Raw genomic sequence first — 14,913 nt, 5'->3', positions numbered from 1 at the left:
TATAGAGCGAATTTATAGGTGAAATACCATGACTAAGAAAGATGACAAGATATCACTAGTGGAGTCCACATTAGGTATGAGAAGTGTGGATACCAGTGGTGCGGCAATCTCGGGAGTACGTCTTGATCCATACATGGCGTACGCCGATATACCGATTTTACTACAGAAATATATCGATGAGGACGATTGTTCAGCCTGGGATTCAATAACCCAAAAAATCAATTATATCTATGAAAACCTGGATTATGCTCTGTCAGGTCTTAATAGAGAAACAGATTTTGGGTGTAAGGTACAAGCAGAGATAAAGGCTGGTAAAAAATTATTTTTTAAACCAAACTTTGTGAACCCATTGATTATCGATTATCACACACATGGAGAAGGTATGGCTGCAATAATTAATACCGAATGGCCATTAATCGCTGCAGTTATGAGGTGGTTTCATGACAAACTAAATATCAGTTATCATCAGATGGCATTTGGTGAAGCTTCCTGTGTTACTTTCGTAATGTCTGCAGTCGTAACGAAACTTGAGGGGAGGACGATTACAACAGAAGCTGTGCTTGAAGGACGTAGTGATGATGTATACGGTGGAGGAGGGTTTTACTTTGTTCGGAGGTATCTAAAGGAGCAGCACCCTGTTACACATAACGATGATCCTATGAAGGGGTATGAAGATAGCGTTGCCGGCACTTTTTATCCACCCGGTAAATCAGCCAACCGCTTGATGGTATATGATCTGAATAAGCTAGAAGATAAAATTAGTAGAGCAAGAACAATTTCGGTTCCGGAAGGTGTAAACTTTAAGGAGATTACCTTACATAAAGTAATAATAGGGGGTAACCCGCAAGATGAAGATGATATGAGGAATTACCCAGGGTGTGTTCTGGTAAGTATTCCAAAGCTTAAGATGCACGCGCAGGATCTGATGACAAATGCGGTAAAAAATCTTGGCATCGGACTTTACCCTGTAAAAAAATATGAAATTCCAAATACTGGATATCCGAGTTTGAGAACGGCTTTACCACACTCTCCCTGGGTTTTTGATATCGATGAAAATACTCGCTTTCCCATAAGAGATCAGAATGGTAATTATATAATGCACAAAACGGAAGGGATGAACGGAACACAGACTGATGTAATAAAGGCAGTACAAAGTCAAAAGGTTTTTATGATTCATATAACGGATACAATCAATATGATCAATTATAGTCATAATGCAGATGGTAGATGTGTTCGGGTTCCAGAAGGATATATATGGTCTTCTCTAGATTGCGTGGCGTTAGATCACTTCTGTTCGAGATATTGCTTTAAGACCATTCCGATGCAACTGGGAATGAAGTTAAAGAAGGAAAGAAATCTACCTACAGAATTCATTCGTCATGTACCGGTAGCAGTCATCAATGGCAAGAATATATGCTCTGATGTAGGTTTGGATTCCCCACTGTTTCGTTATGACTTGTATCAATTTGCTGAAAGTAGAGGAATCGGCCAGCTTGGGTATTATGTAACGGGATGGGATAGCCAGACAGGTACCCCAATGGCATCCATTGAAGGGCATCTTGGGAGAGTAGATCATGGTGTGTTCTCAGAGCTGATTACAAAAGCACTCTATTATAATTATTACACGATTCTACATGATCTACAAAGCTCCATCTTGAGTTATGCAAAGGCTTGCGATAAACTTACTGGATCAACCCTATACAAGTTATATATGGATACTTATGATGAAAATCATGATGGCATAATTGACTATGAGGAGCAGGGACGCGGTTATGAAACAGCCTTTTTACTTAATCAAGCAGATAACTTTTATTTATCTGTTACACAACCCTATGGTGACATCAAAAAAAGCTACTTTTTACCTGCTTATTTATTAAAATATTCGATAAAGAATTGGAATGAGCTTGGTCATGATTTTTTACAAGAGGGTCTTTTGTCAGGATTTACGGATACTGCATATCAGTTGTCACAAGCAGACAATGTCAAGGAAGACAGGTATTTCTCGCAAATGTATTATGGCAAAGGAATGTGGCCTAGTTGGGACACGGTTATCTACACAAATTTGACAAATAATATTTATGGTTCACAATCGCCTAACACGATAAATCTTGCTTCTATGTATGGTTCCGCATTCCAATATGCAGATAAAGTTCTTAATTCAGGTGGATATACTACTGGCGAAAAATCATGTGATAGTAATTCTGAATCAGAACCATTTCAATATGGCAATCAATATCTTCCTCCAATTGAAGAAACCGTCTGTGTTTTAGATGCTATCAACAAGTATATGGAGGCAATAGAAGCTGGTGCGGTTCCGCTTAGATTTACATTCTATGTTCCAAACGGATATGGAGAGTTGGAAGGAAAGAAAATACCGAATGTAACAGAGACAGAGAATCCGGCTAAAATCTTTACGGTACATTTTGAGGAAGTATGGTTATAAATTATATGAATTTAATTTTTAGGAGGTTAGTGTGAAAAATCATAGATTTTTCACACGCAAATTTGTGCCTGCGGCCCAAAGTTTGCAGGCTATGTAGAAAGGCATGGTTATTATTATGTTTGTATTTGACCCGAATAAAACATACCGTATGCCGCCATTTTTTGGAGGATCAGATTTTGATAAGAATTTAGAGATAAAAACATATGATTGTGTCTCCATGAATTTTACATACAAAACAGATGAAAAGAAGCTGGCGGACTATCTTCCGGAAGGCTTTGAACTGGTAAAACCGGAGTTGACGATTTCTTATAACCAGTTAAAGGGCTGCGAATTTTTGATCGGAGGTGGTTACAACATCATACAGGTTCAAGTACCTGCACGATATTATGGTAAAAAGGACAAAATGGAGGGTAGCTTTCCCCTAGTGATTTGGGAGAACCGTATCCAACCCATTTTAGGAGGAAGGGAAGAGAATGGTCAACCCAAAATAGGTGCTGATATCTTAGATATTCAAGTATTTAAGGGAGCATATTTTACCAATGCCAGTCATGATGGAAATGCATTTCTTCGAATGAAAATGACAGAGATCGAGCCGGTGGATATGCAAACATTAGAACAATATAAAGTTGGATATAAAGATATCACTATTTTTGGTTATCGTTACATCCCTAAGGTTGGAGCACCGGGTGCTGATCTATGCCAACCGATGATATACCCACAGGCGATGAATGTAACTGGTGCATGGAACGGCAAGGGTAATTTCGAATGGATTAAGATGGATAGCATATATGATTTTTCGGATTTACCTATTAATCAATATAATATTATAAAACAGCTTGCGGATTTACCGGTATATGAACTGAAACCGAGTGTTATGTTAAATGGATTTTACATTATGAGACCTTATACAGGTCGAGTGATCGAGTAAATAATTTATGCAATATCTGTGAAAAAGGAACAAAAAATAACTCTTTGTAACGGCAGAAGTTATTTTTTGTTCCTTTTTGTATACCTTATCCTATCTTTATCTGTGGGAATTCCATTAAGTACTCTCTGCCATTCGCCATCTTGGAATACTTCATATTGTTTGAACGCACAGGGTAATCCGTTAGCAGTAGAGATATCAACGCTATCCATCAACTGAAAATGCATATGTGGAGCATAGGAATTACCGGAATGACCTACTCTGCCGATAAGATCACCTTTGTTTACATGCTGACCGAGAGAGACCTGAATCGAGCCTGTTTGAAGGTGAACAAGTGCAGCATAAACTTGATTGCTATATTTGATAATAATGTAATTGCCCGCAACTGTTTGTATGTTATCTTTTTCAGAATTGAACTGGTGAGCATTTTTGTAAGCACGGAATGCATCAGAAAAAAGATTTGTTCGTTCCCGCTCTTTATAACCGTCCTCAGCTTTAACAATAATTCCATCACACGGCGCATATACTTCTTGCCCCCAACAGTAATATTTGGTTAATGGAAGACCAAAAAGAAGATAATGAAGGAAGGAGGCACGATAAGCAGGCCAGCCTTTTCTAGCCCAATTGACCTGTATAAAGTCGTAGGCATATCTAGTTCCTAATTGATTCGTACCATGGCTTGGAATTTTAGTCCCCGGTGTGTTGGGAGAGAGCCATTCTCCCCTCAATGGAAACTCTACGATAATTGGATTATGCATTTCATTCATTACACTTCTCCCGCTTTATAGAACATTCTATTTCTTATTCTCGGACGGATCATAATTGCATTGACCAAGGCCTACTGCGTTCGATACTGGTAGGGTATAACAGATACCATGAGCTTCGGATTTAAAGCCGCTGTATTCTTTCAGACTACTCATAATTCTGTCGGCAGCATCGTTATCAACAATTGTTAATACGATTTCTTTCTCTTTATCGGTACTGATTCCCATTATTTCGTGATGTTTAAAGCTATAACGGCGAGCATTGATTATAGTAGCCCCGCAGGAGCCTTGCGTACGGATATATTCTACGATCTTTTCACCGAAACCTATATTAACAACGATATATAAGGCTTTCAAATTAGTGTTTGTCATTTTTAACCTCCATTATTATACGGATAACTTATCAACAGGGACGATAAATGCGATCCCTGTATTTGGCCTATTAAAATTTAACTTTGTAATAAACTGTTCCATCAGCTGGGGTGTTAAGTTACTTGTTACCAAACAAGTAATTAAAATCTTTTTCTCATCAGGAACAAGGCCTATCATATCTTTAAAATAACCAGTTTGTACAGAACCTTTGGCATACACCACTTCAATTAGGTGGCAACCTGAGTTAAGCATTAATTTCAATATATCATCCTTATATTTTCTTGCAGCAATTACTGTTAAATGATCAATTGAATAATCAGAATTCATCAAGGTGATTGGTTCCCTCCTCTTTTTTAATTAAATGCATATTTTTATTACCCTGCGAGTCCAATTGACTACCTCGATTTGCGATTATAGCCAATTCCTCTAATTCATGAAGCTCATCTTCTTGCTCGGCTTTTTCTACCTTCCTCAGAGCTATATCATACACTATACCTAAAAATTGTACAGCTATCAATGGGGTAACTGAAATAAATGCAATAATTCCGAAGCCGTTTACTAATATTGACTGTCCTCCTGTTGTGGATTTCTGAGCTACCGCTTGAGCTACACCAAGAGTTAGTGGTGTTAAAAAGGCTGAGGTTAAAGCTCCGCCGGATACACCACCCGAGTCGAAGGCCAATCCAACAAATAGTTTAGGAGTGAATTTCATCATAATAAGTGAAATTGCATAGAGAGGAACTAAAAACCACAGGATATTTACCTCGGTCAGAATTTTTACCATTGCAAGTAGTGAGGCAAACCCAATTCCGATTGCAAGAGTCATTCGTATTGTCATCTTTTTTATGTGACCATTCGTTATTTCCTCCAGCTGTTCTCCGAGTACGGTTACCGCAGGCTCTGATAAAGTAATCGCGGCACCAAGAATGTATCCGATGAGTAGTAACAGCCACTTAAACCATTCTGGGCGAGAAGCTTCCAGAAAAATCTCGCCGATGTATTTTCCGGCAAAGGCAAAGCCGTAGTCTATTCCGGACAGGAATATCATTAATCCGACAAATACAATCCCAGCCCCAAGTAGAATATTAATAAAGTCCTTCTTCGGTTGTTTGATCAAAAAGAATTGAAACGGTAGGAAGATTACGATTACAGGAACAAGTGCAAGAGTAACTCCCACTAAATTGCCGGATAGGATTTCACGAATCGTAATCTCAGTTCCGGGAGCATAAAGTTGCTCTGGAGGTAAAACGCCGTTGTAATTAATGTTAAGGATAATTGCATAGATAGATAAAGCTAGTATGGGACCAATGGAAGCCAGACCGATGATACCAAAGGTATCATCATTACTTTTATGTTTGGACATAGTAAGTGAGATACCCATACCAAGTGCCAAGATAAAAGGAACAGAGATGTCACCGGTGGTTGCACCGCTTCCATCAAAGGCAAGAGCGACAAATTCATTGGGTACGAAGATAAGTACCAAAAAGGTTAAAATATACAAAACAGCAAAAACTATCTTAATATTGAAGTCTTTCATAATTCGGAAAAGGGAAAAGCCAACCATAGCACCAATTCCAAAGCCCATAATCCATATAAATATGGTCTCATTAATAATTGGCATAACCATATTCGTCTGTCTGGCTAAAACAGTCAATGCAGGCTCAGCAACGGTAGCCAGCAGACCAAAAACCAAACCAAAGAATATAATATAAGCGGCTTTTTTTAGTTTAATAAGTGATCCTCCAACAAGCATACCAATCGGAAGAATACTTAGATTAAGTCCGATTAAAAAAACGGCTTGCCCTACAACAACACTAAAATAACCGACAATCAATTTTATGTAATCGGATTTGTTGTTTAGGGGTGCGATAAAAACACATACAATAATAATGATTATTGCAAGAGGTAGTGAGGAAATAAAAACTTCCTTCAGCGTGGTGTTAAAAATAGTTAGTTTACTTTTTAGGTTTGAAAAATTCATCACGTTCTCCTATCTCAAATTTATGTACATATAGTTATAAAACAATTAAATTATTACATTATTTACTGAATTAAAATGAAATTACATTAACAGAATCAAATTGCTCTCAGATAAAAACATGATTTGAAAGTAATTACACTATAGATGGGTTTAGTATAACAATTAATCAATAACTTATGTGCATATAAAGTAATTGTACATTATTTTGAACAATTATGCAATAATTTATGGGGTTTTATTTATCTTGTGTAAAAATATATTAATGAATGAATATAATTGACATTCATTCATTATTGGATTATGATATGAACAGATGAATTAATTTTAATTCACGACACATTTGATGGAGATTAGAATATGGAAGATAAAAAGGCGGTACTATTTCGTTGCGGAAAGGAACTCTTTGGTAGTACTGGGTTCAAGGACACCAACGTCGCAGATATCACTAAGATGGCAGGTTATGCCGTGGGTACATTTTATAAATATTATCCCTCCAAAGAGAAGTTATTTATGGAGATTTATCTGGAAGAAAACAAAGCATTAAAGGAGAGGATACTGGCTGCCACCGACCCGAGTGAGGAACCTTTTGAACTCATTAAGAAGGTAATGGCTCTCAACATGGAAGGCATTAAGACTAATTCCATTCTTTCGCAGTGGTACAATCGGGATGTCTTTGATAAGATTGAACGCCTATTTAGGGATGAGAACGGCCTGAGTACGATTGATTTTTTTTATCGGGATACCTTAGCACTCATTCAAGCATGGCAAGCCGAAGGGAAAATTAGAACCGACATTGACAGTGAGCTAATAATGGCTATGTTTGTTGCTATTATTAATCTCGACACACATAAGGAAGAGATAGGATTACAATATTTTCCACGGTTGCAGGAATACCTTACGGAGTTTACACTCAAGGGCTTAGTAGAATGACCGTAACTCGATGAATTATTGGAGGATGAACAATGAAAACAGCAATTATATCATACTCGCTAACAGGCAATAACGAAGCCATAGCGACACGAATTGCAAAGGAATTGAAGGTGGAGCACATCAGGGTGACAGAACGAAAAAAACGCACAAACGGGACAATAGCCATAGACCTACTTTTGGGAAGGATACCGTTCACACAACCTGGGGAGCAGGTTTTATCGTCTTACGACCTAATTATATTTGTGGCCCCTATATGGATGGGGCAGCCAGCATTTCCTCTCCGCTCGTATCTTGGATTTCTTAAAAAGCATCCGATAAAATACGCTTATGTCTCAATCAGTGGCGGCGCCATGAACGATAATCCGGGGCTGGAAGAAAAACTCATGAAAAGAACCGGCAACAAACCATGCGTACTCATTGATCACAATATTATTGACCTTCTACCAACTGAACCGAAGCCAACGACGCATGATACAAGTAAATATCGACTTACTGAAGAGGATATTGAAAGACTGGCGGAACATACACTCGACATCTTGAAAGAGAAATTGTCGAAAGAAGTTGTGCGTCAATCTCAGAAGTAGTTGAATTTATGAAAGTTGGTTGTTTCAAGTTAAAAAATAAAGCATGTGGTGTCAGCCACGTGCTTTATTTTTTTAGCCTTTAATGATTTTATAAGCAAGCATTCCCAGCAAGGGGGAAGTACCTGCAACAGAGGAACTTATTAATGCAATATCTCACAAAATTAATCATGATACAGTACACGTAGAGGAGAGATGATCTTTCTGTTCCGGTGTTAATATATAACTCGTGATTCAATATCTTTTCATCAGAAGCTAAGATATTGAATCATGTGAAAGAAATTGACAGACCTATTACCGAATGTTAAAATTTCTAAAATGCGTATAGCAAGACATGAGAAATTGGTTCTTATAGTCTTAATAATCCGTAGTGTATATAAAATATAAAATGCTTAAAATAGTAAGTTGAGAAGGGGAATATATATGAAAATAAAAAATAATTTCCACATTTACGCGATAATCACTATTATATTTTGGTCATTAGCTTACGTGTTAACAAGATTAACGTTACAATATTTTACACCATTTTCATTGGGATTCCTTCGTTATGTGATTGCTTCCGCTATACTGTTGATTGTTGCGATAGTAACGAAGATGAAATTACCGAATAGAAAAGATTTGCCTCAGTTTATACTTGCGGGTGCTTTGGGATTTTTCTTTTATATGATTGCCTTTAATCAAGGGCAAAAAGCGGTTACTGCATCTACAGGAAGTGTTGTAATTTCTACTGTCCCTGTAATCACAGCTTTAATAGCACGATTTGTTTATAAGGAAAAACTGCGTTTCTTTCAATGGCTTGCAATTGCTATTGAATTTAGTGGGGTTGTAATACTCACCCTAATGGATGGGATTTTATCAATTAATATTGGACTACTCTGGTTATTATTGGGGGCTTTAGCTCTTAGCCTGTATAATCTTCTGCAGCGTAAGCTAACTAGAACATATTCTGCATTACAAACATCCGCATATGGGATTTTCTTTGGCACAATCCTGCTAGCTGTTTTTTCTCCTGCTTCAGTAAAAGAAGTAACGAATGCTCCGACGATTCAATTGTTTTACCTTGTTATACTTGGTATATTCTCCAGCGCAATTGCCTATGTTTCGTGGTCTATGGCCTTTGCAAAGGCAAAGCAAACATCTCAGGTCAGCAACTACATGTTTGTCACACCATTTTTAACAAGTTTCTTAGGTTTTATCCTTGCAAAAGAAGTTCCGGAACTTTCAACAATAGTAGGTGGAGGTATTATATTATTGGGAGTTTTTATTTTTAACTTCGGAGGGAATATTTTTAATCCAAGAGTATAGCCATAATCATACAGAAATATTTCGCAATATGTGGAGATTTATGGTATGATTAGAATAATTAGAAATACATAATTAACACGTTTAGCAACTTTCTACAGCCGACCTTATTTATATACGTAAAATGATTTAAAATTTTATATTAAATGTATTCGGGGGGAAACATGTATAAGGTTTTTATAGTAGAGGATGAAATTGTAGTTAGAGAAGGTATTAAGAACAATATACATTGGGAAGAGGAAGGATTTATCATTGCCGGGGATGAAAGTGACGGCGAATTAGCTTATCCTATGATTTTAAGAGAACAGCCGGATATTCTTATTACGGATATTAAGATGCCATTTATGGATGGACTGGAGCTAAGCAAGCTATTAAAAAAGGAGATGCCCCAGCTGAAAATCATTATTATAAGCGGGTATAGTGATTTCGCTTACGCTCAGCAGGCGATTGATATTGGAATTACAGAATATCTCCTGAAACCGGTTACATCGACAAAGCTTATGGCTTCTGTGAAAAATGCGGCTGCTTCTATTGAAAAGGAACGAAAAGAAAAACATATACTTGAGCAGTATCAGCTACTCGTTTATCAAAAACAGGGCGAGAAAAGAAAAGATTTTTTTAATGCGTTAGTTAGCGGAAAATTAACGCTTTCACAGATTATTGGACAGGAAGAAGAACTTGGTATCAATATGGTAGCAAGTGTTTTTTGCGTTATGTTATTTCAATTTAAGGTACAAGAGGATATGTATGAATACTCTAATGAAATAGTACAATGTGAAGCAGGAATGCAAGAAGCATTGAGAAATTATCCAGACATTAAAGTTTTTGAGCGTGGTTTAGATGGTTGGGCGTTTATTTTATTAGGAGAAAGTAAGGATCAGATTAATGCGTTAAATCAGGAGCTTTGTAATCTGTTAATCAATATATGCGAAGACAGGGTGCATTATTTTGGAGGAATTGGTAGAGTTGTTCACCGTATCCGTGATATACAGCAGTCTTATTTAGATGCAAATAGGGCTTTTTCTTTAAGGTATTTTGAACGTGGGGATCAGTTCTTATCTTACCGTGATATACGGATTATGAATGAACAAGTAGGTAATCATGTTAACGTTAGTGAGTTGAATCTTGAGAAGCTGGATCGAACGCTCTTAGAAGAGTTCTTAAAGAGGGGTACGATACAAGATGTGGATGAATTCGTAGACAGATATTTTGACGGACTCGATACAAAAGCCACGAGCTCTACGCTTTTTCGCCAGTATATTATGATGGATGGATATACCGCCATCATGAAATTCTTGAAGGATCTTAAGTATTCAAAGGAAATGATAGATAACAGTATTAAGAATATGAATGATATCACGGAACAGCTTACCAGTCTGGAAGAGTGCAGTAAATTCTACAAAACTCTGCTGAAGGGAGCAATTGAACTGCGTAATAAAAGTAGTCAAAAAAGATATTCAGGACTTATTGAAAAGGCCAAGGAATATATCCATTACAAATATGCTACCAGTGATCTGACGCTTGATAAGGTTGCATCAAAGGTGAATATAAGTCCGAATTATTTTAGTTCATTGTTCAATCAGGAGACTGGGATGACTTTTATCGAATATTTAACAGAACTTCGTATGTCCAAGGCGAAAGAATATTTAAGATGCTCGGGTAGAAAGATTACAGAGATTGGATATTTGGTAGGTTATCTGGATTCCCATTATTTTAGCTATATATTTAAGAAAACACAAAATTGTACGCCGTCTGAATACAGGTTGCAGGGGAAAGGCGAAGAATGACGAAATATACAAGTGAAAAACCAATTAAATACCCACTGCGGCTAAAATTAATTCTGGTAGCAGCTATCGTCATCATTCCGATGATTATTCTCTCGGTATACCAGATTACAGCTCTTCATAATTATAGTACGGCTTATGATACAATTGTGCGCAGAATTACCTCAGCGAATAGTTATAACCTTAATTTCAAAGAAGAGATGGACGAAAGTATGTACAAGATTGTTGTGGAAGCTGAAACTTTTGATTCCATTGATGACAATCAAGATTTAAAAAATCCTTATGAGTTGATATCAGCTGCAAGGATAAGTTTTACAAAGCTGCAGGAGATCACCACAAGCAGAGAAAGTCTTAGTTGGATTAAGCGTATCCTTCGTAATCTGGACACTTTGGAGGATAGAATCAATGAAATTCGGGAAAATCTTGATCATCCGGGTCATTATGAAGAAAATATTAAGATGCTGGAGTCGGACATCTATATATTAACTGAGCTATTCCAAGAAGAAATTCAGTATTACATCTATTATGAAACAAAGAACTTTGAAGCGATAAGGCATAGTTTGAACAAACAGGTGACAAGAGTGATTCTGACGATGATTGTTGCGCTGGCTTCTATTATTATTGCATCCTTTTTAATGAATGTTCTATTAACCGACAGCATTACAAAACCTATTAAGATGCTATGTGAAAAGACTGCTTTGGTTGCAAAAGGAGATTTTACTACAAGAACCTCCTGTGAGAATCATGATGAGCTGTCGGTATTATCCGATAGTTTTAATGATATGGCGATAAAATTAGAACAGCAGGTTAACAGTATCAGACAGGAACAGGAAAACTTAAGGAATATGGAATCTAAGCTATTGCAGGCGCAGATCAATCCGCATTTTCTATATAACACACTTGATACGATTATCTGGTTGATTGAAGGAAATAAGAATAGAGAAGCAATTGATATAGTAGTATCTCTGTCTGACTTTTTCCGGGTAGCAGTGAGCAAGGGAAGAGATTTCATATCAATTCTAGAAGAGGAAATGCATATTAAAAGCTATCTGCAGATACAGCAATCCAGATATTGCGATATTCTAGATTATGAGATTGCGATAGAACAGGAGTTGTATCACTATCAGATCCTTAAATTGACTTTGCAACCTCTAGTTGAGAATTCCTTATATCATGGGATTAAAATGCTTAGAGCCAGAGGGAAGATAACTGTCACCGGAATGAAAAAAGGTGAAGATATCTGCTTACAGGTTATGGATAACGGGATAGGAATGGATGAAGAGGAATTAAAGGCGCTAAGAAAAGCAGTAGAAGTTCCTGGTAGTGAACAGAGCACCGGCTTTGGTTTAGCAAATGTAAATAAGAGAATCAAGTTAAATTATGGTAGCATGTATGGACTTGATATCCTGAGCAAAAAAGGGGAAGGCACAATTATTACGATTACGATTCCGGCCAGGTTGATTGAAAGAAGAGTGTGCTGATGCTCATATTCATGGGTATTTGTAGTATGGAGGATTAATATGAATAAAAAACTCATCATTATATTAGTTGTTTTTTTGGCTATTCCGATTATCCTTGTCAACTGTAGCCTGAGACCGATAAAAATTCAGCAGTATTACGATAAAGACAACGCAGACGATAAGAATTCGGATTTGATTGTTGTCGGATTCTCGCAGCTTGGTTCAGAATCAGACTGGCGTTCAGCGAATACAAAATCAATCCAAAAAGCCTTGGCTGATGAGAATGGATTTTCTCTGATCTTTAGCAATGCCAGACAAAAACAGGAAAACCAAATTAAGGATATAAGAAGCTTCATATTTCAAGAGGTTGATTATATTGTGATAGCGCCAACGACGGAGACCGGTTGGGATACTGTTTTGGAGGAGGCAAAGGAAGCAGGTATTCCGGTAATACTGGTGGATCGTATGATTGATACGAGAAAAAATAACCTATACGTCGCCAGTGTGGGCACGGATAAATATGCGGAAGGCAAGAAGGCTGGACTGTGGCTGGAGCAATACCTTGAGAAAAAAAAGCGAGATACTGACACCATAAATATAGTTGAACTGCAGGGTACACCGGATTCCACAGCGCAGATAGGACGTTCCGGTGGTTTTAATGATATTGCAGATAAACATGGAAACTGGAATGTTCTTGCACGGGAAAACGGTGATTTTACGAAAGCGAAGGGCAAGGAAGTAATGTATAAACTTTTACAGAAATATCATGATATTGATGTCCTGATTTCTCAAAATGATGATATGACTTTTGGTGCAATTGAGGCGATACAGGAAGCAGGGCTAACCTGTGGAGTGAACGGAGATATAACGGTTATATCCTTTGATGCTGTTTCGGAAGCATTTGATAAGATGGAAAAAGGCTTAATTAATGTAGATATTGAATGTAACCCACTACAAGGTCCTTTGATCGCAAAGATTATCGATCGATTGGAAAAAGGGAAAAAAGTATCTAAGGTATCTTATGTAGATGAGAAGGTCTTTGAAGCAAAAAATGCAAGTAAAGATCGTGTCGGAAGAAGTTACTAGTAAAACGTAAGAAAACAAACATATTTCATAAGAATCTTAACCAAAAACATTATTAAGAAAAATCGCAGTAAAATATACTACAATGACTGGAGTAATTTCCGTATTTTTCTATGTATAGGACATTTATACTTGTACATACCAGTAAACTCGATATATGAGTTAATAAAAATTGGAGGAAAAAAATATGAAAAAATTATTATCCATCATTATGGTACTGACACTAGTATTATCACTTGCTGCATGTGGTAGCAAAGATAAGTCCGCATCCTCAAGTGATGTAACTAAGGCACCTGGTAAAACAACGGATGCACCTGACAAATCTGATAAAAAAGTTGTTGTTGGTGTTGTTCAGACAAATGCAAACGAGTCTGACTGGCGTACTGCTAACACAAAATCATTCCAGGATGCATTTGGTAAAGCAGGTTTTGAACTGAAAATGGTTTACGGTGAGGGTGACCATGCAAAACAGATTTCTCAGGCACAGCAGCTTATCCAGGAAGAAGTTGATTATCTTGTTGTATTAGGACTTCAATCAGCAGGTTGGGAAGATGTAGCAAAGGCTGCTAAAGAAGCAGGAATACCTTTTATTATGGCTGACCGTAAGCTTGATCTGTCTGAAGATCTTTACACTGCAATGGTTTGTTCCGATTTCGAAGCAGAAGGTAAAAAAGCAGTAGATTGGTTAAAGAAACAGGCTCTTAAAGAGAGTAATATTGTAGTACTTGGTGGTGATACAGGTTCTTCCGCACAGCTTGGACGTTCCAAAGCAATTGAAGATGGTGCAAAAGCGAATGGCTGGAAAATCGTATTAAATCAGAACATGAAGGGTTGGGATGAGAACCTTGCAAAGCAGGCTGTTGCTGATCTTATTGCAAAAGGCACAAAATTCAATGTAGTTTATGCTGAGAATGATAACATGGCTCGTGGTGCTTGTGATGCTATGGATGCAGCTGGTATTAAATATGGTAAGACAGGCGATGTAAAGGTTATCGCTTTTGATGCGAATAAGTGGGCACTTCAGAATGTTCTTGATGGTAAATTCAACCTTGATGTAGAGTGTAATCCTCTTCATGGACCTCGTATTGTTGAGCTTATTAATAAATTGGAAGCTGGCGAGACTGTTGAGAAGAACGCTTATGTTGCTGAGGAAGAGTTTGACTGTGACACTATCACAAAAGAAGTTGTTGATGCACGTCCTTATTAATACATAATTAAAGCGTTCGATAACCATTCAAATTGATAGGGTATGATATTGACCAAAATGCGCGGCGCCGAATGTGTGGAT

At 37.3% G+C, this 14,913-nt stretch carries 13 protein-coding genes; 9 read left to right on the top strand and 4 right to left on the bottom strand.

Features of this window, described 5'->3' with window-relative positions; translation table 11 throughout:
• The first annotated feature begins 28 nt into the window (after positions 1-28).
• Entirely contained in the window at positions 29-2,443 is a 2,415-nt protein-coding gene (locus AC6IWN_RS08910; RefSeq protein ID WP_497992025.1) for a DUF362 domain-containing protein, read from the top strand.
• A gap of 103 nt (positions 2,444-2,546) precedes the next feature.
• The gene (locus AC6IWN_RS08905) at positions 2,547-3,371 is read left to right on the top strand and encodes an acetoacetate decarboxylase family protein (protein WP_497992024.1); all 825 of its coding nucleotides are present in this window, start codon (positions 2,547-2,549) and stop codon (positions 3,369-3,371) included.
• 59 nt (positions 3,372-3,430) lie between these two features.
• On the opposite strand, the gene AC6IWN_RS08900 is transcribed toward AC6IWN_RS08905, so the two are convergent.
• Genes AC6IWN_RS08900 through AC6IWN_RS08885 form a run of 4 tightly spaced genes read right to left on the bottom strand, consistent with a single transcriptional unit; the run spans position 3,431 to position 6,485 of the window.
• A complete protein-coding gene (locus tag AC6IWN_RS08900) occupies positions 3,431-4,135 on the bottom strand; it encodes a M23 family metallopeptidase (RefSeq protein WP_497992023.1) in 705 nt (234 codons plus the stop codon).
• A gap of 27 nt (positions 4,136-4,162) precedes the next feature.
• The gene (locus AC6IWN_RS08895) at positions 4,163-4,504 is read right to left on the bottom strand and encodes a hypothetical protein (RefSeq protein ID WP_497992022.1); all 342 of its coding nucleotides are present in this window, start codon (positions 4,502-4,504) and stop codon (positions 4,163-4,165) included.
• A gap of 15 nt (positions 4,505-4,519) precedes the next feature.
• Positions 4,520-4,834, bottom strand: coding sequence for a hypothetical protein (locus AC6IWN_RS08890; protein ID WP_497992021.1), 315 nt, complete (start codon positions 4,832-4,834; stop codon positions 4,520-4,522).
• Positions 4,821-6,485 carry a DUF1538 domain-containing protein gene (locus AC6IWN_RS08885; protein WP_497992020.1) on the bottom strand — a complete coding sequence of 555 codons (1,665 nt, stop codon included), beginning with the start codon at positions 6,483-6,485 and terminating at the stop codon, positions 4,821-4,823. Before AC6IWN_RS08885 ends, AC6IWN_RS08890 begins: the two co-directional genes overlap by 14 nt.
• A gap of 357 nt (positions 6,486-6,842) precedes the next feature.
• Here AC6IWN_RS08885 and AC6IWN_RS08880 point away from each other — a divergent pair, with 357 nt between their 5' ends.
• The 7 genes from AC6IWN_RS08880 (at position 6,843) to AC6IWN_RS08850 (ending at position 14,832) form a co-directional block, all read left to right on the top strand.
• Positions 6,843-7,415 carry a TetR/AcrR family transcriptional regulator gene (locus AC6IWN_RS08880; RefSeq protein ID WP_497992019.1) on the top strand — a complete coding sequence of 191 codons (573 nt, stop codon included), beginning with the start codon at positions 6,843-6,845 and terminating at the stop codon, positions 7,413-7,415.
• 32 nt (positions 7,416-7,447) lie between these two features.
• Positions 7,448-7,999: a flavodoxin family protein gene (locus AC6IWN_RS08875; RefSeq protein WP_497992018.1), complete on the top strand. Its 552-nt coding sequence runs from the start codon at positions 7,448-7,450 to the stop codon at positions 7,997-7,999.
• Between the two features lie 420 nt (positions 8,000-8,419).
• Positions 8,420-9,301, top strand: coding sequence for a DMT family transporter (locus AC6IWN_RS08870; protein WP_497992017.1), 882 nt, complete (start codon positions 8,420-8,422; stop codon positions 9,299-9,301).
• A gap of 161 nt (positions 9,302-9,462) precedes the next feature.
• Positions 9,463-11,085, top strand: coding sequence for a response regulator (locus AC6IWN_RS08865; RefSeq protein ID WP_497992016.1), 1,623 nt, complete (start codon positions 9,463-9,465; stop codon positions 11,083-11,085).
• Positions 11,082-12,563 (top strand): sensor histidine kinase, encoded by a 1,482-nt coding sequence (locus AC6IWN_RS08860; RefSeq protein WP_497992015.1) that lies wholly within the window; start codon positions 11,082-11,084, stop codon positions 12,561-12,563. Before AC6IWN_RS08865 ends, AC6IWN_RS08860 begins: the two co-directional genes overlap by 4 nt.
• Positions 12,564-12,602: 39 nt before the next feature.
• Entirely contained in the window at positions 12,603-13,628 is a 1,026-nt protein-coding gene (locus AC6IWN_RS08855; RefSeq protein WP_497992014.1) for an ABC transporter substrate-binding protein, read from the top strand.
• Between the two features lie 184 nt (positions 13,629-13,812).
• A complete protein-coding gene (locus tag AC6IWN_RS08850) occupies positions 13,813-14,832 on the top strand; it encodes a substrate-binding domain-containing protein (protein WP_497992013.1) in 1,020 nt (339 codons plus the stop codon).
• The last annotated feature ends 81 nt before the right edge of the window (positions 14,833-14,913 follow it).

Source organism: Variimorphobacter sp. HTMS_6 (genome assembly GCF_059717775.1).
This window is presented reverse-complemented; position numbering and strand designations above follow the sequence as displayed.

Coding starts and splice junctions, on each gene's coding strand:
- AC6IWN_RS08850 (WP_497992013.1), top strand. CDS start 13,813: ATGAAAAAATTATTATCCATCATTATGGTACTGACACTAGTATTATCA.
- AC6IWN_RS08895 (WP_497992022.1), bottom strand. CDS start 4,504: ATGACAAACACTAATTTGAAAGCCTTATATATCGTTGTTAATATAGGT.
- AC6IWN_RS08880 (WP_497992019.1), top strand. CDS start 6,843: ATGGAAGATAAAAAGGCGGTACTATTTCGTTGCGGAAAGGAACTCTTT.
- AC6IWN_RS08875 (WP_497992018.1), top strand. CDS start 7,448: ATGAAAACAGCAATTATATCATACTCGCTAACAGGCAATAACGAAGCC.
- AC6IWN_RS08860 (WP_497992015.1), top strand. CDS start 11,082: ATGACGAAATATACAAGTGAAAAACCAATTAAATACCCACTGCGGCTA.
- AC6IWN_RS08910 (WP_497992025.1), top strand. CDS start 29: ATGACTAAGAAAGATGACAAGATATCACTAGTGGAGTCCACATTAGGT.
- AC6IWN_RS08855 (WP_497992014.1), top strand. CDS start 12,603: ATGAATAAAAAACTCATCATTATATTAGTTGTTTTTTTGGCTATTCCG.
- AC6IWN_RS08900 (WP_497992023.1), bottom strand. CDS start 4,135: ATGAATGAAATGCATAATCCAATTATCGTAGAGTTTCCATTGAGGGGA.
- AC6IWN_RS08870 (WP_497992017.1), top strand. CDS start 8,420: ATGAAAATAAAAAATAATTTCCACATTTACGCGATAATCACTATTATA.
- AC6IWN_RS08905 (WP_497992024.1), top strand. CDS start 2,547: ATGGTTATTATTATGTTTGTATTTGACCCGAATAAAACATACCGTATG.
- AC6IWN_RS08885 (WP_497992020.1), bottom strand. CDS start 6,485: ATGAATTTTTCAAACCTAAAAAGTAAACTAACTATTTTTAACACCACG.
- AC6IWN_RS08865 (WP_497992016.1), top strand. CDS start 9,463: ATGTATAAGGTTTTTATAGTAGAGGATGAAATTGTAGTTAGAGAAGGT.